The sequence below is a fragment of the Streptomyces sp. NPDC004065 genome (genome assembly GCF_044903565.1).
In the GTDB taxonomy this organism is placed as follows: Bacteria; Actinomycetota; Actinomycetes; order Streptomycetales; family Streptomycetaceae; genus Streptomyces.
Genome location: NZ_JBJDQT010000025.1, coordinates 20164 through 43347 on the forward strand (window position 1 = coordinate 20164; position 23184 = coordinate 43347).

Sequence of the window (23184 nt, forward strand, 5' to 3'; positions counted from 1 at the left end):
TTCGGCACTTCGGGACTAGGTCGTCAGATGTCGAGGTCGAGGTCGTCAGCCGAGGCGGCCGGTGCGGGCGCGGCGAAGTTCCGTTCGGTGGCGGTGAGCTCACTGCTGCCCACGGTCAGCTTGTAGTGCCTGCGCGGGTCGAAGTCGGGGAACTGGTCGATCCGGTCGAGTACGTCGCCAACCAGCTTCTTCAGGTACAGCCGTGGTGCGACTCCGACCTTCCCGCCCAGTGCCCCGCCCACAGCCCGGGCCAGGTCGGTGAGGTAGGCGTCGTCGGCAAGCTGCTTGATCCGGTCGGGGGACTGTGAGCCTTCGGTATACAGGTCGCGGATGGTGGCGCCCAGGCCGGTCAGTGATGCCTCGGTGAATCCGGGCAGCCGGATCTGGACGGCCCGCGGGTTGTCGAAGCGGGGGTCGGTGGTGAAGTCGGTGGCGAGGCGCTGGGCGAGCGGTGCGAGTCGCTGGACGCCCTGCTGCCCGTCGTAGAAGGCGGGCGTGCCGGTGATGATGAGATACAGGCCGGGGAAGCGGCCGGAGTGGACCTCGTCGATGAGCTGCCGCAGCGCGTTGAGTGCCTTGTCGCGGGCGTCGGAGCGGACCCGTTGCAGGGTTTCTACTTCGTCCAGGACGAGGACGAGGCCGGCGTGCCCGGCGTCTCTCAGCACGGTGAGCAGGCCCTGAAGGAAGCCGAAGGCACCGAAGTGGTCGAGGTCGCCGCGGACGCCTGCACTGCGCCGGGCGGCTGCGGCGACGTGCGGCTGGCCGCCGAGCCAGGCCATCACCGCAGCGGCGGTGGCCTCGTCGCCGGCATCCAGGGACTGCTTGTATCCGCGCAGGGCGGTGGCGAACGCGGGGGCGTGTCGGGACACCTCGGCCAGACGGGCAGTGAGCAGCCGGTCCACGGCCTGTGGCAGCTCGCTCTCGCTTGCGCCGTCGGCGAGTGCATCCTCCTCGAGTGCGTAGAACCAGGCGTCTACGACCGGCCGCAGGGCGCTGGGCGGGAAGCTGGCGGTGGCCAGGCGCTCAGTGAGTCGCCGGTAGACCGTCTCCAGCTTGTGTAGTGGGGTCTCGGTCTCTGACACCTGCACCTCGGCCACGGCAAAGGTGCGCCGTTTGGCGCGCTCGCTGAGCCAGCGAGTGAAGAAGGTCTTGCCGGATCCGTACTCGCCGCGCACGGCCTTGAACACCGAACCGCCTGCGGCGGCAGTGTCCAGTTCCTCATCGACGGCCCGCTCGAAGCGGTCTAGTCCGGTGGCGAGCAGGTCGAGGCCGCTCTCGGGGACGGCGCCGCGCCGCAGCGCGTCCACGACAGCACGCCGCCGCACCGCGCTGACCGGGGTGGTAGCCCCGGATGCTGAAGATCCAAACGCGTTCACCCGAATAGTCTCCCATCCGGCTGGCCACCTGGCCGGACACCCGGCCGTGCACCGCGCCGCCGGTGCTCGGAGCGGCCGGGCGGGCCGACTGCACCGCCCGGCATGGCCGCAGCCCCCCGGTTCACAACCCGAACTGCTCGATCATCTGGCCCCGGTGCAGGCGCAGGGTGCGGTTGTCGGGGAGAATTTCCAGGATCTGGGCGCCGTCATAGTTGAGGAGCTGGGCCAGGGTCGCGGCGAGGCCAGGGGCTCGGGTGGCGGGCTGGCTGGCGCGTTCGGCCAGGGCGGTCATGGGCAGGGTGCCCGCTTCGACCAGCGCGGCCAGAGCCTTCGGCAGGACCGCCTTGTCGCGTGGCACACGGGCGAGCAGTGCCAGCTGTTCCTGGTACAGCTCGGTGGCCATGAGGCGATTCACCAGTGCGGTGGCAGGGTCCTCTGTTTGATCGGAGACGGGTACGGCCGTGGGCTTCACTACAGGGGCGACAGGTTCCTGTGGTGCGGAGGGTGCGACCTCGTCCTCGCCGAAGAGACTGATAGCGCCCTCTGTCACGGGCGGGGCTGACTTCTTGGCCTGCTTGCGGCTTGGGCGTGCAGCGGTGGCCTCGGGTGCTGCGATGGCATCGGCTCCGGCCTTCGTCTCGGCCTCGAGTGCGGTGGTGGCGTCGTTGTCCTGCTCCCACCATGCGGGCGTAAGGTCGCCCAGTTCCCGCCACCCCGTAGGTGGCTCCGCGCCGAACGGCAGTAGGGCGAGGAGGGGGATGGTGAACTCGGCGAGGGTTGCCCCGCCGTGGTAGCCCGCCTTCAGCGCGGTGTACCGCGCGTCGTGGTCCCGCAGCGCGACGATCCGCGATCCGGGCTCCGGCCAGACCACCCGCGGTCCGGACAGCTCAATTTCGGCCGGTGCGACGGGTCCGCCGGGGGCGCGGTGACGGGCCGACCCTATGGCGCCGGTGGCCGTGTCGATCTTGCTGCCGCGTCGCTCGACCACATGGCCGTGGTCGGAGGTGAGGAGCACGGTCATGTCGTTGGCGCGGGCGGCCCGCAGCAGCGGTTCCAGGCCGCCGATCTCCTTGATCTCCCAAGCGCCGTCGCCGAGCTTCTGCTCCTTGGCGAGCCGGTCGTCGACGGTGTTGAGGACGACCGCAACATGGGTGCGCTCGTCGGCGAGCGCTTCAGTCAGGGCGGTGGAGAAGGGCGAGCCGGTGTCGGGGCTGCGCAGATCGTCCTTGTGGAAGACAGCCGCAGGGGCCCCCTTCCAGCACGGGTGCTGGGGGAAGAGCCGCTTCTCGTCGTTCTGGTCGCCCTTCATCAGGGTGCCGGCGAACAGCGAGGTGCGGGAAACGGTGGTGAGGGTGGGCAGCGCAGCGGCCACGGCACGCCTCACCGGTGCTCCGATCGCGCCCTGCAGCGGGTCGAACTCGGACCAGTGTGCGTGCAGTTCCTCACCCAGTTCGACTGCGATCGCCGCACTCATTCCGTCGATGAGGAGGAGCAGGACCCGTCGGCCGGGACAGTCCACGACGGGCGCGACGACCCGGTCCAGGAAGCTTTCGACGGTGAGCATGGCGCCGGGGGCGGTGCCATCTGCGGTCCACACCGCGAGCCGCTCGGAGAACGCGCGGTCCAGCTCACGACGTTTGCTGCGCACCTGCTCGCCGATCCGGCTGTAGGCGTTGGCGAGTGCGTCATCTGCGTCGCCGCCCGCGTCCAGGTGTTCCAAGGCTCGGTCTACCCAGCCGAGTTCGCGGATCTGGCGGTCGGCGCCGTCTGCCACCGAGGCGATGTCGACTTCAGGCCGGGACGCCAGCCACCGCCGCAGCCGCCCTGCCATCCGTACCCGTTCGATACGGGCCTGGGTGGCGCCGTCGACGGCCAGGGCGTGTTCGGCCAGCGCGGTGATGGCAGCCGCGACCGTCTCGGGACCGCCGTCGGCGAGGGCGCGGCCCGCGGCGGTGAAGCGGGCATCGAGTCCGGCGGCGAGCAGCGGACTGGCAGCGGCGGCGGTCTGCGCCCCGAACTGTGTGACGAGCTGTGCGGCCCTGCTCAGGACCGGGTCGGCGAGCCGGTGTTCGCCCCGGTCGACGAGGCCGCGGACGTACGCCTCACCGCTTTGCCCGAAGGAGGTAAGGAGCCGGTCGAGGTCGTCGCCCTGGGCGGGGGGCTGGTCACCGAGCCATCGCTCGGCGCGCCCGCGCGCCCGGTACAGGTCGTGGTCGGCCTCCGCGTGCCCCCACAGAGCCGCGCAGACGACCGCGTAGGCGGCTGCGTCCGCCCCGTGGTCGGCGTCTACCAGGGCGGTAATGATCTTTCCGGTGGAGCCGGCCTGTTCGGGTTCGGCGAGGAAGCGGGCCAGGCCGGCCCGTTCCGGTCCGCGCAGGTCGCGCAGGAGGTTGGGGCCGCCGGGGATGTGGGTCCACCGGAACAGGGTGATGGGGTCGATGCGGTCCCCGTCGTCGTGTGCGGCCGGCCCGCCCAACGCGTCCGTGTCACGGCGGCCGAGCCGGAGCCGACGCCGGGCCAGCCGGGTGAGGGCCTCGTCTCGGGAAAGCAGTCCCTTGCCGAGCGAGGGCCAACCGCGGCTGGCCGCCGCGTCAAGGAGCGCTTCGGCCGCCCAGGTCTCCCTCCGCAGCCGCCCGTCGAGACCGCGCGCGTCGAACGCCTCCTGCACGACCTCCCAATTGTCGACGGACCGGATCCTTCCGCCGTAGACGCGGGCGAGCAGCCCGGGGTCCAGGTCGGTGTCCTCGCGGTCGGTGAGGACGACCAGGACTTTGGGGTCGGGAGGAGTCGGCGCGTCGAGGTGGCCCAGGATCTGCTCGTGCACGGCCAGCACCGAGGGCGCGACGACCACCCGCGCCTGCAGCCCGCTCGCCGTACGCTGCACGGCGGGCCCGTCCCAGACGGGAGCGGCCCGCAGCAGCAGTACGCGGACCGTGCCGTCACCGAGCCGACTGCGGGCGGCGAGGTACTGACGGACGGTTCCTGCCGACAGCCGGGCGGGGCCGGCGGTCGCGGGGGCTGTGGTGACCGTGTCGGACATCAGTCGACGACCTTCCAGGTGACCTCGACGGTGGCGTTCGGGTGCTCGGCCGCGAGCGCCGCGATCTCCGCCTGCAGTTCGGCGGCGGCCCGGGCGGCGGTAGTCCGCCCGCCGCCGGAGCGGGCCACGGACCGGGACGGTGTGCGCGGCCCCGGCTGCTGCGGCGGCTCCGGCAGCACCTGCGGGTGGGCGGAGCCGCCGTTCAGGTCCACGCTGTCGGAACTCGGCGGAGGAGTGGGCGACGGCTGGGGGCGCTCGGCCGTGCTCTGGCGAGACCTCAGCAGGGACAGCACTTCCCGGCCGCTGGCGTGCAGCACGCCCGGCAGATCGGGGTAATCCCCCGGGTCGCCAGCGGCGGCATCCCGCACCCGCTCCAGGACGGCCGCACCGTCCACGCCGAGGGTGTCGGCCAGGCCCAGCTGGTCCCAGCTGGTGTTCTGCAGCGCGCTGGCTACCTTCCCGGCACTCTTCAACGACATGCCGTACCGGTGTGCGGAAAAGTCGCCGAGAGGGAAGCGGGCGAGCCGGTCCACGACGGTCTTCGCCTCGATGCCCCCTTCCGTCACCTCCTTGACCAGCTCCTGCGCCCGCCGGGCAAGAACGAGGCGGGGGGAGTCGTCGTTCAACTGGAGGAAGGCACGGTGCTTCTCCAACTCCCCGACGAGCCGTCCGGCGTCCTGGCCGAGTGAGGCGGCGGCGTGCTTGATCTGTGCGGCGAACTGGTTGACGATCCGGCCGCGCCGCAGTTGCGGCGCCTGGTCGCCGAGCATGGTCTCGAACCGCTTGCGCGCCTCTGCCCAGTCGCTCTCCGTGGGCAGTTGCTGCTCACGCAGGGCGTAGTCCGGCTTCAGCTCGTGCGGTGCGGGCGCGGGTTCGATGGGGACGCCGCCGCGCACCCATACCCGGTCGGTCATCTCCGCGTACGCGGCGGCGAGCAGCCGACGCAGCGGCTCGGGCAATCCGCGCGGCTCGGGAAGGTCGGTCCAGTCGGAGAGCTTGACCAGGGTCGGCTCGGCGGTGCTGTTCCGGCGGGCTCGGTCGTTGAAGTGGTCGGGCCAGGCGGTGGACTGCCGGTAGTACGCCTCCCTCATGGCGCCGAGCCCAAGACCGCCCGCGATCCGCGCCAGGGTCTTGCGGTCCTTGCTGTCGACCTCGGTCTGCCCGTCACGGTTTTCGGCGGCCTTGCGCACATACTCGAAGACGGTCTTGATCTCGGCAGGCTTCACCGGCCTGCCAGTGCCGTCCGGGTCCAGGTCGGGGTGGGCGGGGTACTGATGGGCGAGTAGCTTGCCGGCCAGGTCACGGGCGGCGGTATCGAGAGTTGCCCCGAGCGGAAGCCGCAGCTCGGGTACGTCCTGCTGGGCGACCAGGTGGGTGTCGAAGCTGAGGTCGACGACCCCTTCCTGCTTCTGCGTGAGCCCGTACGCCTGCCGCAGCGCCTGGGTAACGCGCTCGGTGAGGATGAGCAGCTGCGACTGGAGCATGCCCTTGGCGCGCTCTTTGTCGTCGGCGTTGAGGCTGCGCGCGAAGTCGGAGTCGAAGCGAGTCTCGTCAGCGAGAGCCTTGTCGATGACGACGAGGCGCTCGAAGTCGCCGCGGGAAGCATCGGTCAGGTGAGTGGGCAGCCAGGCCAGCGTGCGCGAGTCACCACCCGGCTTCTCCCGCAGCGCACGCAGCCGCTGCAGGTCATCCATCGGCCCGAACTCCCCCTCGTCGTAGGGGAAGTCGACGATGAGCCGCCAGGCGTCTTCCTGGCTGGGACGCAGGGTTGCTTCGGGCAGTGAGTCGACATCGGCGACGTTTCCGAAGACGACCTCGACCTGCCGTTCGGTGCCCTTCCACACCAGGTTGAGCACGTCGTACGCGTCGAAGCCGCCGGGCCCGTCGCTGACGCCGAGCGCTTCCTTGAGCAGGCCGCGCATCTTGGCACGCCGGTTGTTCTGGTTGTTGTGCACTTGGGCGTTGGCGAGGACGGCGTCCAGGTCGACACCGGTGAGCTCCAGGCGCACCACCGCACCCGGCCCGGTGCCGGTGACCTTTATCTCGGGGAAGGTCGCCGCCCACTCCTTCGCCTTCTGCTCGAGCCGGCCGACCTCGGTGCCCGCGATGCGGGTGGTGATGGAGCCGTGGTTGAGGGCGTGCAGCCGCGCCAGGGTGAGGTCTGCGAGTGCGGGCACACTGGGCGCGAGCGCAGACAGCAGCAGGGTCTGCAGCAGTCGGCTGTCACCGGTGAAGTCGCGGCAGCGGGCTGCAAGTTGCGGGTCGCCGAGCGTTTCGGGGCGGCGTCGGTACGCCTCGACCTGGTCCTCGGTGACCTGGTTGGTCTTCAGTAGGTACGGGCGCAGCTTGTCCCGGTACAGCTTGTCGGCAGCCTCGAAGTGAACACTGGTCTCCCCACTGAACGCCTTGTCGCCGCCGCCCGCGATCGCCGGGTACAGGTCGCCCAACGGCACAAGCTGCCCGAGCCGCCAATCGTCGCGGTGATCGACGAGCAACTGGCTCATCAGCTTCAGGCCAGTGCGGGAGCGCTGCAGGGCCGCGGAGATGTGTACCAGGGTGTCCATGAACGCCGGCGGGAACGGGTACGTCCGCCTGAACGCGCCCTCGTCCGCGCCGGTGGTGGACTTGTCGTGGCCGAGCAGGGTGTCCCACACGTCCGGACCGAGCCTCTTGGCCTCGGTGAACGCCGCCTCCACCTTCGCCTCGGCCTCCGGGCTGGTGGGCTTGAGCAGGCGGGCCTGCGCGATCTGTGGAAGGTTGCGGTCCTCCAGGACGATCTTGTCGAAGCGCCCGCCGCTGAGCTTCAGACTGTCCTGGACGGCGGCCTCGGCGGCCCCTGACATTTCCTCGCCGACCAGCTCACGCAGGTCGCGCTGGCGGGCGATGAATGACACCACCGGGATGGCGCGCCGTTCGTCGCCGCCTTCCACAAAGTTCGTGATCTTGTCAGCTTCGCGGGAGACAAACTTCTGGTCGTGGATGCGGGAGGCCAGCCACAGGATCAGCTCGTCCATGAAGAGGACGAGACCGTCGTAGCCGAGGGACTTAGCGTGCGCGGCGATGATGCCGAGCCCCTTGTCCAGCGAGACGAACCCGTCGGCATCTTCGGAGGCGTTGCGCGAGAACGACGGGAACAGGGTCTGGGTGAGGTCCTGCACGAGCCGGGCCCGCAGTTCCCGCGGCGTGGAAGGGTTCTCCAGGTCGAGGTCCTTGGTGTTCTCGTGTTCCTCCGGTGCGTTCACCGCCTGGTCCAGTAGCTCAGTGGTCCAGGAGAAGGAGTCACCCCACTCGTCCTCCTGGCCGTCGCCGGCATCGGCGAGCTGCTCGATCACCCGCTCGTCGCCGTTCCGGCGGCGCTGCTCGGCGAAGTCCTCGAAGAGCCCGTCGGTCCGGTAGACCTGCGGCAGCGGGCAGTCGGGGTGGATTTTCCGTACGTGCTCCACGTACTTGCCGAGTACGCGCTGCTCCAGAGACTTGGAGCCCAGCATGTGGTAAGGCACCAGCAGGAACTTGCGGTCGTCTGCATCCAGCCAGGCGTGCCTGGCTCGCACCGGGTCGAGGTCGCCGCGCGCCCGGGCGGCCTGGTTACGTGACAGCAGCGCGTAGAGCACGGCCATGAAGTGCGACTTACCGGAGCCGAACGAGCCGTGTAGATAGGCAGCCTTCGACGAGCGGCTGTCCAGCGCGGACTTGATCAGGTCGAGGGCTTCGTCGAAGTTGCCGAGCAGCCGGTCGGTGACGACGTAGTCCTTCAGCGCCGCTTCGGCCCCCTCGGGCGTGACCGCTTCGTTCAGCTTCAACACGAAGTCGGAGGTGGACACCGACTCCGGGATGTCGATCAGCTCCCGAAGCAGCGGCCGGTCCTCGGGACGAGGATTGTTCCTGTTCATGAAAGCCATGGTGTGTCTGCTCCTCGCCCTGCTCAGGCGGACTCTGCGCCGCTTACGGCCTCGGTGACGGTGTCGTTGTCGGCATCGATGATGGACGTCTGGACGGCGGCCTTCGCGCCCGTGCGCGTATTCGATGTGGCGGCCTTCGACGCGCCGCGTCCACGGCTTGCGGCTGACGGACGCCAGGCCCGCAGTGCATCGTCGGTCAACCCGAGTTCGCCCTGCTTCTGCTGCCTGAACGCCAGGATCTCGGCTGCCGGCGACGCCCCGAACTCCGGGTCGTATTCGCCATACCACTGCTCCAACCACGGCTGCAGCTCAAGCAGCCCGGCCAGGTAAGGCACGAGGTCGTCGTCGCTGAGCCCAGCCTGCTGGATGTACGAGGCGAGCGCGAGGGCCTGCTCCAGGTGATCCCAGCCAGCCCACCCGTACAGCTCCGGCGACTGAACGTTGACCGTGCCGTACGACACGAATCGCTCCCTGGACACGTCGAGCGTGCCTCGGTTACGCCAATAGCTGGGCCTCAGGAAGTCGGGAGGCGAGGAGGTGTACTTCGGCGGCACAGGAGTTCGCTGGCGGATCTCCCGCTTTGCAGGCTCGTCCGGCGCAGCGTCTTCCTCACGCTGCAACTCCCACACATGCTCCCAGTCGGCGCGCTTCTTCAGTCCGGTCGGCTTGTACCGCAGCGCGGACACAAACGGCACGTGCTCTTCGGACAGCAGCTCCCGAACGGTCTTTACGAGGTCCTGCCGGGGCGCGTACAGCTCGGCGACGGACGCGAAGTCCTCATCGGCAGACAGATTTTCAGCGAGGCGGGCGAGGGTGGTGATAGTGGGGTTGCCGCTGGCGTCGAACCAGTGCACACGATCCTCGACCCGGTCGAGCAGCCAGGACTTCAATGCCTTCTGGCGCATCGCATCCCAGCCCTCGGTGGACCAACGCCGCTTGTACTCGGGACGCTCCACCATGCCAATGGCACGGTTCGACTCGATGACCTCCATCCGCCTCTGGACAAGGTCGCGATAGTCGGCCGGCCAATCCGCTCGGATCTCCGTGATCGGCGTCGACCCATGACGCTTGAACCACTCGCCACTGGCCTCGCCAGCAACGACCCTCCGTGCGAGCACGATCTCGAAAGCACGCTCGCCAAGGGCGAGTTCGGGCACGGAAGAGACATCAGGCAGGCGCAGATCCTCAGCGTGCAGGTCGTAGAGGGAGTAAACCTGCCAGTCCAGCTCCTCCTGGAGGGCAATCATGCGGGCACGAATCGAGTTATAGCGGGCTTCGGCTGCGCGGAGGGCACCAGCCGTAGGGACGGCCTCGGCTGCGAGGGCGGCGGGGGTCGTCTCCGAGAGCTGCCGGGCAAGCGTATCCAGCTCGGCGGAAAGAGAGGTCGGGTATTCGGCGGGGAGGGGAAACTCCTGGAGCTTAGTTCCGGTGAACTCGTAGAAGCGCTCCCAGTCATCGCTGGTGAACCCGCCACCCTCTCCACGGATTCCCCGGTCGTGACTCACCATCTTGAGCCAGAAGCCGGCCGTGGAGCTATTAAGTAGCCCGAGCAGCCGAACATATTCCTCCTCCGTCGCCCCTTCTCGCAACTTGATTACCGGCGCGGTCTGCTTGAACACCTTCCCACCGCGGTCCAGCACAAAGTGATTATGCGTCGCGACGAAAGCAAAAGCGATTCCCAGCGGGGTCGAGTATCGCTCTGGGTGCCAGCGACTCCACTCGTACCAAGTAAGCCCAATTTCCTCATGCGTTCCCCCTGGCTCTCGTCGCTCACGCAGCATTGCTCGGTGAACCCAGAGAGGCCGGGCGATGTCGGCGGCAAGATCGGGTTTGAGGTCGCTTCGGCGATATGGGAATAGCGATTCGGTAGTGACCGAGATCTCCCAGTCTCGAACAGTGTCACCTTCAATTAGTGGCACGACGCGTTCCGGGTGCACGCCGAAGCGCCGCCATGTCCCAACCGGCCGGAAATATGCAGAATCATTCCCCGTGTGCGTGTATCGCCCAATCGCTCGGTTCAATTCACTCAGGCGCTTCACGCTTGCTTTCTCTAGGCTTCCGAGCATCTCTTGACCACCGTCCGCGAGGACCCACGGTTGCCTGGCAAAATATTGGCTGCGATCGAGGTCCTCGACGGAAACCCATTGGCTGACGGATCCCGGTTCATCGATCTGCCGGACGATCGCCGTCCATACCAGCCCTTCCTCCGGATTAATCGGCGCGGAGGGTTCACCTTGAACACTTCGCACCGTTCGGATCGTCGCTTGGCGCTTCGATCCATCGCGAGGCTTACCCACGAGGATCACGGTTGGCGTCCCATGCCCGGGAATATAGGCGCCCGACGTGTCAATGACCTCCGTAAGTTCGACTCGGTGCGCGAAGTAGTCCTCGATGAGCCTTGTGCCGAACTCCCGCTTCATGAATGAGTTCGCCGTGATCTGACCGACCATGCCATAGCCGTTGCCGTCGGCCCCGCCCTGCTTGGCAAGTTCGAAGAAGCGCTGAGCAAACGGCACAGACAGGGCGTACTGCAGTCTGCAGGCGTCGTAGAGCTTCTTGTACAGCCCGTTAAGCTTCTTGTCCTTGACCGTGATGTATGGCGGATTGCCCACCACTACGTGGTACCGCCCCTGTTGCAGAATTCCAGGGTAGTCGTGGACGTCCTCCGTGGCGTACGAGAACTCGGCGAGCGGGTCACTGGTGCCGCCGTCCTCCTCAGCCCCGAAGCCAAGCTGCAGTTCCAACTGCCGGTCCTTGATGAGCGAGTCGCCGACCGCCAGTTGGATGGGCCACTCGTACCGCCGCGCCTGTTCGAAGGTCCGCATGCCGCTCGCGGCCATCGCGGCGACCAGGAGCCGGAAGCGGGCCACCGCGACCGCGAATGGATTGAGGTCCACCCCGTGCACCGAGTCGAGGGCCGCCCGTACCCGCTCGTACGCGCCCACCTCGGGCCGCTGCTCGGCCCACATCCGCACCAGGCGGCGGAACGCGCCGAGTACGAAGTGTCCGGACCCGCAGGTCGGGTCAATCATCTTCAGACCTTCGAAGCCGAACTCTCGTACGGCGAGCGTCATAGTGCGGTCGAGGATGAACTCCTCTACGAAATCCGGTGTCTGCAGCAGCGCGTACGTCTTGCGGGCGGCCTCGCTCAGGTCCTGGTACAGGTCGCCCAGGAACCGAGTGTCCCAGCCCTCGGTGCCGTCCTCGCTCAGCGGGTCGCTGAAGTCGTGCACGAGCACCGGGCTGCCAGCCCCGTCTTCGCCGTCTCCGTCGAGTCCACCCGCGCCAACGCGCTGCTCGCGCCAGAATGCGAGCAGCGCGCCCGCACCGTCGTGTGAAAGCGGGATCTGGTAGAGCGGGTTATGTTCTCGGTCGAAGAGCAGCCGTCCGGCCTGCCCGGCGCCCAGTTCAGCGAAGGCCGTCTCCAGCCATCCTCGGTACGTCGGGTCGGCGTCTTTCTCCAGGTACTCCTCGTACCGGGCCTGGGCGGTCTCCCGTCCGGCCACGTCGGGGGACGTGATGTACGGCTCATCGATCAGCCGGTTGTCCTCACTGAACCGCACGAAGACCGTGCCGAGCACCCAGGCCACCGCGACCTGGGTGATCCGCTCGCCAAGCCAGGCGTTCCAGGTCGCCGCCGTGCGGCCCAGCTTCCGGGCCTGTTCGTACTCGCCGCGCAGCCGTGTCCGGACCTCGGGGACTGCCTTGACCTGCTGCTCAAGGTCCGTCTCTGCCGCCTTGACCTGCGCTTGCAGGTCGGAGAGGAGGCTCTTGCGGTCGATCACGAACGGCTCCTGTGGAGAAGGGAGATGACGGAAGGAGATCGGTCAGGGGGGAGAAGTGGGTCAGGCGTCCAGCGCGAGATGTTTGCGCGCGACCCAGGCGTCAGGAACAACGATCCACTCGTCGAACCCTGCCTGGTAGGGAACACTCTGCCCGGCCAACCGCGGCGCCCGTGCCGGATCGGACTGGGCCACGAGCAGCCACAGCGGGCTGCCGCCCTGTCGAGCCTCCTCCGAGAGGCGCCCGAGCAGGTCGAGCGCGTCGTAGCGGGCCAGCACCGCAGTGTCGGTGAGCAACAGCGGACCATCGGCCTCCGCTAGCTGCTCCCGCAGCTGCGGCTCGATCCGCCCCCACGCCTTGTCGGTGCGTATGCGCAGCTGTTGGTGAGCCCGACTACCCGGCTCGGCGGCGTCTGCCTTGAGGACGGTCTCCCAGGTCGGCCGGGCGGCCTCGCCGACCACGCCGCGCAGTTCGGCCACGAACAGTGCGGTCACCGACACCGGCCGAGCCCTGTATGGTTCGCCGGCCAGCCGCCGCACCGCGTCCTCGGCCCGCCGCTGGGGCACGGTCAGGACCCGGAAGCCGTCCTGCCGCGCCGAGTGCATAAGTCGCTGCTCAGCCTTGACGGCAGCGGCGACGGCCGCGTCCGCGTCGTATTGGGTGGGGGCGGAGCGGCGAGCCGCCGAGGCGCCCCAGCTCGCTGAGGTCAGCCCGGCAGTGGTGTCCCCGGAGGGGCGATCGGGGATGAGTCGCAGCACCTTGTCGTAGCGGGTGGCCAGTTTCAGCTCGAAGCCGGCCTGCTTCAGGGCGCGGACCAGGGCGCTGCCCGTGGGCAGCTCGCGCGGCGCCAGCGGATCGGTGCCCAGGTCGGGGAAGCGAGTGGCGACCCGCTTGTGCAGCGCGTCCACCGTCAGGCCCGGCTGCCGCTCCTCCTCGACGCCCGGCTGCACGGCGACCACGCCGGCCTGGGTGATCCGCAGCGCACGCACCAGGTCCAGGTCGCGCGGGTAGATCTCCAGGCGCGGGGTGAGCGCGGCCCGGGTGGAGGCGGCAACCGCGATCTCGGCCGTGCGCCGCTCGTCCCAGCCCAGGCTGCCCGGCGGCCGTCGCACCGCGTCCAGCTCGGTGAGGACCGTGCTCGCCGTCGGCAGCGACTCAAGCGCCGCGAGCCGGTCGGCCCGCACGCCCAGGTTCAGCGCGTACTCCTGCAGGGCGGGCAGCGCCGGTGTGTCCGGACCGTCCACGTCTTCCCGGACATCCAGGGCGAGCAGGCCGAGTACCGGATCGGCGCCCTTGGGCATGCGGGCGTGGAAATAGCGAAAGAGCGGCGGGGACTCATTGTCGTAACTCTCTCGTTCGACCACCGCACGCAGCAGCGACAGGGCGAGTGCACGCCGGTTGCGCCGCTCCACGTGCTGGGTGCCGCGCCGGGCGATAAGCGCGTCGGCGAGCTCGATCACCGGGGCAACCCGGCCGCGCTCAGCCAGAAGCTCCACCACCTGCTCACGCAGCAGCCCCAGGGCCGCGTCCTTGTACCAGCGCTCGCGCGCCTTCTTCACGATCTGCGGGATCCGGCCCGCGGTCAGGCCCACCGCATCGGCGACGTCCCGCTGCCGGACCCAGGCCAGGCCCCCGGGCAGCGTGCCTGTCTCATCGGGCAGCCGCAGCAGCAGCCGGATTGCTTCGCGCTCCTTGGCGTTGGAGCGGGCACTACCGCTGGACGGCTTCGGCACCAGGCGGGCGGCGAGCGCGTCCAGGCTCAGGCCGCCCAGCACCTGCGGGTCGGTGACGTCCCCGGCGACCGACTCCGCGACCGCCCGCTCCAGGTCGGAGAGCTCCTGGCCCGCCGCCTTGCGGGCCTCCGCGCTGAGCGGCGTGGGAGCCGCCTTGCCCAGGCGCGCGTTCCATTCTTTCTGCCGGCGCTGGATCTCCTCCCGGGTGCGCGAGCCCATGCCCGGCGCGGTGAGGAACTTCTTCGCCGAGTAGTCCAAGACGTCACCGACGGTGTTCAGCCCCATCGCGAACAGCTGCGACTGCGCTGCGACCGTCAGACCCGCCACCGACAGCGGCGTCTTTCGGTCGGCGCGCTCGGCCTGCTGGTCGCGGACCTGCTCAGCGGAGACGTCGTCATCCTCCCGCCCGATCCGCGGCTGCGCAGCCGACTCGGCAACCGCGTCGGTGCCGCCCTTCGCTCCGCGCCCCGACTTCTCACCGTGACCAGTGCTCGGCGCCGTCGTCTGCTGTGCGTCTAGGAAGATCCGCTGCCAAGCACGCTCCATCGGCTTGAGATCCGGAAAGCGGTCCTTCACATCCCGGGCCAGCGCCTTACGGAAGAACGCCACCAGGCCGTCCCGGACAGCCGGCTCAAAGGCGTCTGCCGCCAGCTGCGGGTACGGCCATTCCTTCGCATCCGTCTGCCGGGCCGTGACCGAGCCGTCACCCCAGCGGGGCAGCTCGTTCGACGCCATCTCATGCAGCGTCACGGCCAGCGCATACCGCTCGGCGTGCCCGTCGTACGAGCCGCGCGTGATGACGCCCACGAACGGGTCGAGATAGCCCTCGGTGCCCGCCTCGATTTCCTTCGCCGGGTACCCGGCGAGCGAGAAGTCGATCAGCACCAGCTGACGGGTGCCGTTGGGGCGGACCCGGATCGCGATGTTGTCCGGCTTCAGATCCCGGTGCCAGATCCCCTCCGCCTCCAAGTGCTCCACAGCACCGAAGAGGTACTTCCCGTACGCCTCCAGCTGGTCCATGCCCAAGCGGCCGTTGTCCCGCAGCTGGCGCGCAACGGTGTCCTCCCTGCGGCGCGGCCCCTTACTCGCACTGCCGTCCTGGTCCTTCAGCTCCCGGCTGTCGCCCACGTACTCCAGGACCAGGACCCGGCGCCCAGCCAATGTCAGGGGCTGCGGCTCGTACAGCGAAATGATGCTGGAGTCCCTGTGGATCCGGCCCAGGACCTCCGCCTCACGATCCAGGACAGCATGCTTGGCCTCGCTCAGCGCGACCTTCAGCACTGCCACCGGCAGGCCGCCGCTGCGCCGAGGCTCGCCCTCCAGATCCCGCACCAGGAAGGCCCGCGCGGTCGAGCCTGTACCGAGGCGGCGCACGACCTCCCAGCGTCCGGCCAGTACGTCCCCGGCCACGGCCTCCAGCGGGTCCTTCTCCGGCTCGGATCTTTCCTCGCCCACGCCTGCGGCTGAACCGCCGTCCCCGCCCGCGACTGCAGCCGCATCCCCGCCGCCCGGGACCTCCTCGACGAATGCCTGCTCGACGTACTCCAGCATCTCCAGGAAGTCGTCGACCGTGGACAGACGCCGACCCGGTTCGTACGCGGTGGAAGCCTCCACCAGATCGTCGATGTCCGGATTGAGACCGTCGACGAGCGCGCTGGGACGCAGACTCTCGCCGGCCTCCAGACGTGCCATGACCTCGCTCTGGCTCGCGCCAGGCGCTTGCCCGGTCACCAGCAGATACGTGAGCACGCCGAGCCCGTACACATCGAGGCGTACTGGATCGGCCTTCGGAATCCTCAGCTCCGGAGCCAGATAAGGATCTGCCTGCTCGGCGACATGGAACCCCGTCACGTTAGTCGGAGCCAGGGTCAGCGGCCGGCCGCGGCTGGAGCTTTGCCCAGTGGCGATCTGCCAATCCGCGATCTGCGTCCACGGACGCAGCCAGCGCTGCTCCTCGCCGAGCTCCCGCCCGCGTGGACCGCGGTCGCGCGGAATCACATGCACCGCGTGCGCCGACAGCGTGCGGTGGTGGACCCGCCGGGAGTGCGCGGAGCGCACCGTCTCGGCAAGCTGCCGCACCAGCGCGAGGCGCCCCTGCAGGTCGAGACCCTCACCGTGCTGGACCAGGTAATCGTCCAGGCGCAGCGTCTCCGGGTGGTAGTCGAAGAGGATCGCGGGCCCGGCGGGATGCCCCGACGGCAGATAATTCTTCAGCTGTACCGCACCGGGATGACGAAAACGGCTGAGTACCGATGCCTCGCGGGCGGCGGCACGCTCCACCGAGCGCCGCTCGTCGTCGGAGGCACCACGTTCACTGAGGAAGACCCGTACCCGTGCCAGATCGTGCAGCTGGGAATGGCGTCCCAGATAGTCGGCCCAGGACGGCCCGGAGTCGAACGCCTTCGCCTCCAGGAGGTAGGAGCCCACCTCGTGCTGGCGGCGGATCGGTGCGATACGGAGCTTCTTCAGGGCTGCATCGACAAAGCGGGATGCCTCGGCTGTGATCTGGTAGCGGGCGTCTCCCGGCGGCACGGCCAGCATCTCCACCAGCTGCTTGACCGTGAACACGCCGTTCATGTCGGCAGCCGGAAGGTTCACCTGAAGCTTGTCGTCCGTGAAGCAGACAGCCTCACCCACCCAGATCTTCGTTCGGTGCGCGGGCCGACCGGAGACGCCGTTGATCAGGCCCGACAGCTCCTTGGCCTTCCGGTTCGCCAGGTGCAGCGGATTGCCGTGCCGACGGCTGGTCCCGCTGGGCGTGGTCTGCACCCAGTCGTTGCCGCCGCCGTGGACCGAGCCGTGCCAGTCCTTCAACTCGACCAGGAAGACCCCGGCCGGCGCTACCACCAGAAGATCGACCTCACGGACGTGCCCGCTGTTCGCGGTGAACATGAAGTTCGTCCAGGCACGCCACGGCTCCTCATCTGGCAGACGTCGGCGGATCGCCTCAAGACCACGGCGCTCGTGCTCATACTCGGACTCGGTGACCGTCGTCCACCGGTCTTCCAGCATGCGGCTCCCCGTCCGTGTCTGTAAGCCTGCCGTAGTTCCTGCCGCTGCGTTCAGGAAGCACAGCTCAACCCTCGGACCGAATCCTAAAGGGTGTCACTGACATCAAGAGCGGCCTGAGCGTGCTACGACCGAGGCCGCGGAATCCCAGACCCGGCGTTGATGGAACGGGGCAGAGTGCGCCGCGAACGAATGTGCGCGGGATCGCCGGTTTTACCAACCGGCGATCCCGCGCTACGTTGCCGCGCTCGTGTGCGCCAATGATCAGCGTGAACGGCTGACGGCTGGGTCGGCCGTAAACATGGGCGTGGCCGGGGGACTGGTAGCGAGGCTGGTCCTGTGTTCGCGGCCCGCAGGCTGTGCCTGGTGCGTGCCGGTCTCGTGGGCGAGGGTTTCGGCGAGGCCGGCCAGCAGTGAAGGCGGGGTGTGCGGGGACGCGGTGATGGCCCAGGTGGGCCGGTCCGGTCCGGGGCCGGCCCAGACGGTCCAGGTGGCCAGGTTCTGATTCGGGTGTTGTGCTGTGAAGGCGTCGAACTGGACGCCCACGTTCCCGTCGGGGGATGTCCAGCGGATCCATCGCCCGTCCACGGTGTGCTTCCATCCGGCGTCGGAGAGCGGCTGGGTGGCCGCGGTGACCATCTTCTCGTCCACCGGGACGCCGGTGGTCGTGTCCCAGCCGTCGCCGTCAGCGAGGTGGGTGAGCAGATCCTGCAGCACCGGGGCGGGGGTGGCGCCGGTCGCGGTGAGGACCCACATGCGGTCGGAGACGGGCGTCTCATAGGCCGCTACGGTCCAGGCGGTCTCGTGGGCCGGGGTCTCGTGGACGCGCTCGATGCGCAGGGTCTGCGACTCGTGGATGGCGTGGGTCGTGTCATCTGACCAGGTCCGCCACTTCTCGAACTCGCCGTGCCTGTCGAGGAAGGAGTCGAGGAGGGCGTCGTGGTCGCCGGCATCGGCCAGGTAGACGGGGACAGTCTCCGGCTCCGGGCGGTGAGGCCCGGGTTTCGCTGCACCGAGGTCCAAGGTGGCGCGGGCCTCGACGGCGGCGCGCTCGGCGTCGGTCAGAGGTGCCGGACCGGGGCGCATGTCGGTGCCGTGGACCTTCTCGAAGGCGAGCAGGGCCTGAGTGGGTGAGTCGAAGGTGTCGGCGACCTGGCGCAGGTGGTCCTCGCCGTGGAGGTAGACGGACTTACCGCCCCGGTGGAGGTACGTGCCTACCGCGACGGTGGTGTGGCCGTCGTGGGCGTGTGCGTGGATGAGGAGATGGCCGTGGCGGATGTCGTCGTGGATCTTCTGCGCCTGGTTGGAGACCTCGCGGATCTCGCTGCGGGTGCACCACGGCATCGGATAGTTCGCCCAGGTCCATTCCTCGTCCATGGCCTCCCGGAGTCGAGGGGTGATTTCGACGGTGATGCCGTCGGCGGACAGGTGCTTGGCTGCGCCCCTGGCCCAGTAGGGCTCCTCGTGGTCGATGCGGGCCAGGACCAGGACGTTGTCAGCTGCGACGGTCCAGTCGGCTGCCTCCAGAGCCATGAGAGCAATGCGGGCCTGACTGCCGGTCAGGACGGCGGTCACGGCGCTGGGATGGGTGGGGTGGGTGTCGAGGCGGACGTGGGCGTCGATAGGGGGAGTCACGTGGGGGTGTCGTCTCTTCTGCCGGTGGCCGGGCCTTCGGGTCCGGCCACCGGCGTGTGCGGGGTGCTATCGGGTTGCTCGCGCGGCGCGGGCGGCGTGAGCGGCCGTCGTGGTCGGCGGACCGGCGCGAGTGGCAGGTGCCGGCCGCGGCCGTGGTGGCGGGACAGTTCCGGTGGCGTGCTGCCAGCGGGTGCGCACGGCCCTGATGTCGGCGAGGGAGCGGCGGGCGCCGACCACAAGCTGGAACGGGGTGTTCGCCGGGTCTCCTGCGTACGCCGAGATGCGCCGGCCGGCGTGGTCGGCGGTGGCTAGGAGGGAGCGCTGCAGGGCGCGTTCGGCCCAGTGCTCCACGGATCCGGCCGGTTCAGCCAGTAGGCGGAGCACCTTGCTGGGTTCACTCGCGTTGTCGAGCAGGCCGCGCTGTTGGGCTTCCCATAGGACGGTGACGGGGTCGACGGGCTCGCGGCGGCGGGCCAGGGCGGTCAGGCATTGCCACAGGCCGGCGTGCAGGGGCCGGGTGAGGTCGTCGGGGAGCAGCCACCGGACGGACTCGATGTCGGCGGGGTGGGCGGTGGCGGTCGCGAGGAGCAGCTGCTCCTCCTCGGCTGCCTCGGTGTGGTCGGTGGTGATGGCCGGCGGCGGTGCCGCGGTGCGGGGGAGCACTCCGGCGCGCGGCGGGAAGCGGCTCGTGATGTCGTCCACGACCGCGGCGAGCGCGTCGGCCTCGGCGAGCACTGTCTCGACTGGGTGCGGGAGGGACGCGTCGTTGACAATCTGGGTGAGGCGTTCGGCGGCCGTCTGCAGGCGCCGGCGGGCGTGTTCGGCCTCGACCATCCTGGCGTAGGCCGGTGCATGGCGGGGCCAGGGGCAGACCTGGACGAGGGTGTGCAGGTAGGAGGCGGTCAGTTCGCGCGCCTGCTCGCGCCCCGTGGCGAGCACTTGGTCGAGCCACTTGGTGTTCTTCGCGTGCTCGGCGGGGTCGGGCGGAGGCAAGGTGCTGATGGCGGCGAACAGGGCGGCGTGCGCGGGGGTGGAGAAGGAGTCGGCGGCGATGCCGGTCACGTCGCTGAGACGGTGTGGATCCAGGAGAAGGGCGCCGAGGAGGGCCTGTTCGACGTGGAATACCGGCTGCGGCGGTGCGATGGCGTCGAGGTCGTCTTCTTCGGGTTCGGGGACGTGGGGCATCAGGCTGCGAGGGTGAAGTCGTCGGGGTCGAGGGTGACGCCGAGGTGCGGGGCGAGGAGGTGGCCGGCGAGCAACGGGGGCACGGCGTTGCCGATCTGGGAGAACTGCTGGCCCTTGTTGCCGGCCCAGGGGTAATCGGCGGGGAAGGTCTGCAGGAGACCGGCCTCGCGGGCGGTGATCCGGATCGGCTCCGGCACCGCCGACGTGTCCGTGTCGTCGGTCGGAGGCGAGGCTGGTTCGGCGACCCAGGTGCACTCGTTCGCGCGGTGCCCGAAGAACAGCGTGCCCGCCGGCTCGGACAGCGGGCGGACGGTGGCGTTGGCCTGGTTGTTGCTGCGCAGGGACCAGGACCAGCGGTGGGCATCGGCGGTGAACGTCGGCGCCGGAGCGTCGGCGGCACGGTTCTGCCGTGCGCCGTGCCGTGCCTTCCAGCCAGTTCCTTCGCGGCGGGACTGCAGGAGAACACCGTCCGGCCTGGGCATCCAGGTGCCGCGCTCCCGGGCGTCGGAGAGCGACTTGCGGGAGCCCGAAGGGAACGGTTCGGGTCCGCCGCCGGGCCCGCCGCCAGCGCAGACGGTGGGAACGGGCCGGTCAGTCGCGCCCCATCCCAGGGCCTCTGCCATGCTGACCCAGCGGGCGCGGCCCGGACCGAACAGCGAGTCAGGCTCGGCGACCTGGGCGTGCGTGGGGGCGGGAGGCTGTGCCGTACGGACCCGGGAGGCGAGCAGGATCGCTCGCCTGCGCGTCTGTGGAACGCCGAAGTCGGCGGCGTTGAGGATCCCGTACCAGACCGAGAACCCCCAGGACCGCAGAACGGCCGCGTACTGCTTCCACAGCGGCAGGACGTCCGGCACTTCCTCCATCGCGACCCACTCGGGCTCGCCGACCGTGTTCAGGGCATGCAGGTAGCGCATCGGCTCGGCCGCGAGTAGGGAGCGCTCGTCGCGGCAGGCGGCGAGGAGGCGCTCGCGGGTGTCGCGTCCGGCGGCGAGGTCCTCCACTGCCGTGTGCACCAGCGGCTGGTCGAGCAGGCCGAGGCGTTTGCCGGCCATGCTCCATGCCTGGCACGGCGGGGAGGCGATCAGCCCGCGCGTGCGGCCGAGGAAGGGCCACGTCGGATACATGGCCACGTCGGTCCGGATCGTCAACTGCCGGGCGGCCACGCGCGTCTTGCAGGCCCATTCGTCCCATTCCAGGCCGACGTCGCGCACACCGAAGACGCCCAGTGCCCTGCTCCAGCCGCCCGGCCCCGCGAAGAGGTCGAGTATCACGTGGCCAGCCCGAAGTCGTCGCGGGTGAGAACGTCCGTGTCCCCGCGGCACGCCCAGGGGGAGCAGCCGTCCACGACGCCGTTCTCCAGCGCGTCGGCTTCGTCCGCGTCTATGCGCAGTGCTGCCCGTTCGGCGGCGGTGACGTGGTCGATTCCCGCCTGGCTCAGCGGGACGCGGGAGCGGTGCAGGAACGCCTCGCCGAGCAGTCGGCTGCCCGAGGCGTTGGCGCGGGCATTGCCTTGCCGGATGGCCGCATCGAATTCGACGACGTCCGCCCACTCGGAAGGGGATGTGTCCCTGATGTGCCTCCACTGCGCATTTCCGTGGAACGGGCATCCCAGGCAGCTCGATTTCGGTGTCTTCGCCAGCCCGAGCGAGGTCAGGTAACGAACGCAGTCCGCTCTGCTCCAGCCAAGGTCCAGGAGTGGATGCCGGTTGCGCATGTATTTCACGTCGGCGTCTTTGGCGCGGTGGAACTCGTCGGTGGAGATCCCCACCCACTGCTCAACGAACACGCCCTTGGGGATGCGCGAGGGGTAGGGGTGTCCGAGGAGTTCGCGTACCTTCTGCTTTATTGGTTTCACCTTGTATTCGCCGGTGCACTGCCTGCGGGTCATGCCGGGCCGCCCGTCCTTGTTCAGGATGTGCAGGGGCATGGAGGCGAAGCGGTGGTCCGGATTCAGGGCGTCGCTGCGAATGTTTCCGGCTGAGACGCGGAGGACCGGTATGCCGGCGGGCTTGGCTATCTCCTGTTCCAGTCGGTCCAGGTGAGCGTAAACGGCTTTGGGTTCCCATCCGGTGTCGGCGAATATCGCGTGGTCGACCTTCGGGAGGATCCCTTCGGCGGAAAGGGCGAGCAGGGTGCTGGACTGAACTCCCGCGCCCAGGGAAAGGGCACGGAATTGAGGCTGATCTGAAATGGTCTGTCCTGGAGATGGGGAAATGGGGGGCGCGCCCTCAATGAGGCTGGTGCGTCAGCCGGCTGGGCGGGATTAGCCGGTCGCGGTGTATGGCGTGGTGGAGGGTGGGGATGCGGTCGAGGAGGTCGGTGGCCGACTCGATGAACTGCTGTGGTGAGGGGCGGATGAGGATGGCCGGCCCCTTCGTGGCGTTGGCTCGGCGGCGTTGGTTCTCCACGGCGCGGGCGAGGGCTGCGGTCAGTTCGGCGCTTGCGTCCTGGGCGGCCTTGGCGATCTGCGCGATGTGGTCGAGGAGCAGCAGCTTCCCGGCCGTGGTGTGCGGCGTGTGCTGGGCGAGGTCGAGGAACAGCCGCAGGGCGGCGCTGGCGAGGTCTTGGGCGTCGTTGATCCGCGCGGCCAGTGCGTGCGCGTGGCCGATGGCGTTGGTGCGCAGGGCTCGGTGCAGGACAAGGGCGTCGGCCACGATCCGGTCGAGGGCCTCGGTCAGGGTGGAGCGATCAGAGCGATCAGGCACGGGTCTCCGTGAGGGTGGTCGGGTGCAGGGCTCGGGCGAACGCGGCCGTCAGGTCCGGGGCTTGGGCAGGGTCGGTGGCCAGGGCGCGGACGACGGGGGTGCCGATGACGACGGCGTCCACCAGCGGGGCGACGCGTGCGGCGAGGGCTGGGGTGGAGATCCCGACTCCCGAGACCACGGGCAGTGGGCTCGCGGCGCGTAGGCGCTGGGTGAAGCCGGCGAGTCCGGGGATGTCGAGCGGGCCTCGGTAGCCGGTGGGGGCCGTGGTGGCGGGTGCGTAGAGCCATCCGGAGGCGCCGGCGACCGCGGCCGGGAGGAGGGGGTCAGGGGTGGTGTGCGGGATGAGGTGTGGGGTGCGAAGGCCCGTCGCTCGTGCGATTTTGTGCCAGCGGGCCGTTTGGTGGGCGGGCAGGTCGACGATCATCACGCCGGCGGCGCCGGCGTCGGCGAACAGGCGGGCCACGTACGCGGGGCCGTGGCGGCTCACGGGCTCCCAGTAGGTCATGACAACGGTCGGCCGGAGGCTGGCGGCGTGTTCGACGGCGCGCACGGCGTGGTCGAGGGCGTTTCCGCTGCGCAGGGCGCGGTGGTAGGCGGTCTGAATGACGGGGCCGTCGAGGGCGGCGTCCTCGGTGGGCAGGCCGACCTCGAACAGGTCGGCACCTGCCTGCGCGAGCTGGTCGAGGTGCTGGCGCTGTGCGGTTGCCGGGTACAGGCCGGCGGGGACGAACACGCCCAGCGCACGGGGTCCTTGGGTGAGGCGGGTGTGGAGGGGATCGGCGGTGGCCAGGTTGGAGCCTGCCTTTCCCGGCGGGTGGG

The 23184-nt window shown here is 69.4% G+C and carries 11 protein-coding genes; all 11 read right to left on the reverse strand.

Annotated elements, in window-relative coordinates; all coding sequences use genetic code 11:
- Positions 1–23 precede the first annotated feature (23 nt).
- Entirely contained in the window at positions 24–1376 is a 1353-nt protein-coding gene (gene brxD / locus ACI2LW_RS24240; RefSeq protein WP_404733325.1) for a BREX system ATP-binding protein BrxD, read from the reverse strand.
- Between the two features lie 121 nt (positions 1377–1497).
- The gene (pglZ, locus tag ACI2LW_RS24245) at positions 1498–4416 is read right to left on the reverse strand and encodes a BREX-2 system phosphatase PglZ (RefSeq protein ID WP_404733326.1); all 2919 of its coding nucleotides are present in this window, start codon (positions 4414–4416) and stop codon (positions 1498–1500) included.
- On the reverse strand, positions 4416–8315 hold the full coding sequence (locus ACI2LW_RS24250; protein ID WP_404733327.1) for a phage resistance protein: 3900 nt from the start codon (positions 8313–8315) through the stop codon (positions 4416–4418). The genes pglZ and ACI2LW_RS24250 overlap by 1 nt, the downstream gene beginning before the upstream one ends.
- 23 nt (positions 8316–8338) lie before the next feature.
- Positions 8339–12100: a BREX-2 system adenine-specific DNA-methyltransferase PglX gene (pglX, locus tag ACI2LW_RS24255; RefSeq protein WP_404733328.1), complete on the reverse strand. Its 3762-nt coding sequence runs from the start codon at positions 12098–12100 to the stop codon at positions 8339–8341.
- A 60-nt stretch (positions 12101–12160) separates the two neighbouring features.
- Complete coding sequence (gene pglW / locus ACI2LW_RS24260) at positions 12161–16843, reverse strand: BREX system serine/threonine kinase PglW (protein WP_404733329.1); 4683 nt, start codon at positions 16841–16843, stop codon at positions 12161–12163.
- Between the two features lie 261 nt (positions 16844–17104).
- Positions 17105–18475 carry a DUF317 domain-containing protein gene (locus ACI2LW_RS24265; RefSeq protein ID WP_404733330.1) on the reverse strand — a complete coding sequence of 457 codons (1371 nt, stop codon included), beginning with the start codon at positions 18473–18475 and terminating at the stop codon, positions 17105–17107.
- A 66-nt stretch (positions 18476–18541) separates the two neighbouring features.
- A complete protein-coding gene (locus ACI2LW_RS24270) occupies positions 18542–19660 on the reverse strand; it encodes a DnaB-like helicase N-terminal domain-containing protein (RefSeq protein ID WP_404733331.1) in 1119 nt (372 codons plus the stop codon).
- A complete protein-coding gene (locus tag ACI2LW_RS24275; RefSeq protein ID WP_404733332.1) occupies positions 19660–20931 on the reverse strand; it encodes a DNA cytosine methyltransferase in 1272 nt (423 codons plus the stop codon). Before ACI2LW_RS24275 ends, ACI2LW_RS24270 begins: the two co-directional genes overlap by 1 nt.
- A complete protein-coding gene (locus ACI2LW_RS24280; protein ID WP_404733393.1) occupies positions 20928–21791 on the reverse strand; it encodes a hypothetical protein in 864 nt (287 codons plus the stop codon). The genes ACI2LW_RS24275 and ACI2LW_RS24280 overlap by 4 nt, the downstream gene beginning before the upstream one ends.
- 97 nt (positions 21792–21888) lie before the next feature.
- Positions 21889–22365 (reverse strand): hypothetical protein, encoded by a 477-nt coding sequence (locus ACI2LW_RS24285; protein ID WP_058082611.1) that lies wholly within the window; start codon positions 22363–22365, stop codon positions 21889–21891.
- Positions 22358–23098: a tryptophan synthase subunit alpha gene (gene trpA / locus ACI2LW_RS24290; protein ID WP_244162719.1), complete on the reverse strand. Its 741-nt coding sequence runs from the start codon at positions 23096–23098 to the stop codon at positions 22358–22360. Before trpA ends, ACI2LW_RS24285 begins: the two co-directional genes overlap by 8 nt.
- Between the last annotated feature and the right edge of the window lie 86 nt (positions 23099–23184).

Excerpts from the sequence above, each read along its gene's own strand:
- pglZ (WP_404733326.1), bottom strand. The coding sequence starts at position 4,416 with ATGTCCGACACGGTCACCACAGCCCCCGCGACCGCCGGCCCCGCCCGG.
- ACI2LW_RS24250 (WP_404733327.1), bottom strand. The coding sequence starts at position 8,315 with ATGGCTTTCATGAACAGGAACAATCCTCGTCCCGAGGACCGGCCGCTG.
- pglW (WP_404733329.1), bottom strand. The coding sequence starts at position 16,843 with ATGCTGGAAGACCGGTGGACGACGGTCACCGAGTCCGAGTATGAGCAC.
- ACI2LW_RS24270 (WP_404733331.1), bottom strand. The coding sequence starts at position 19,660 with ATGCCCCACGTCCCCGAACCCGAAGAAGACGACCTCGACGCCATCGCA.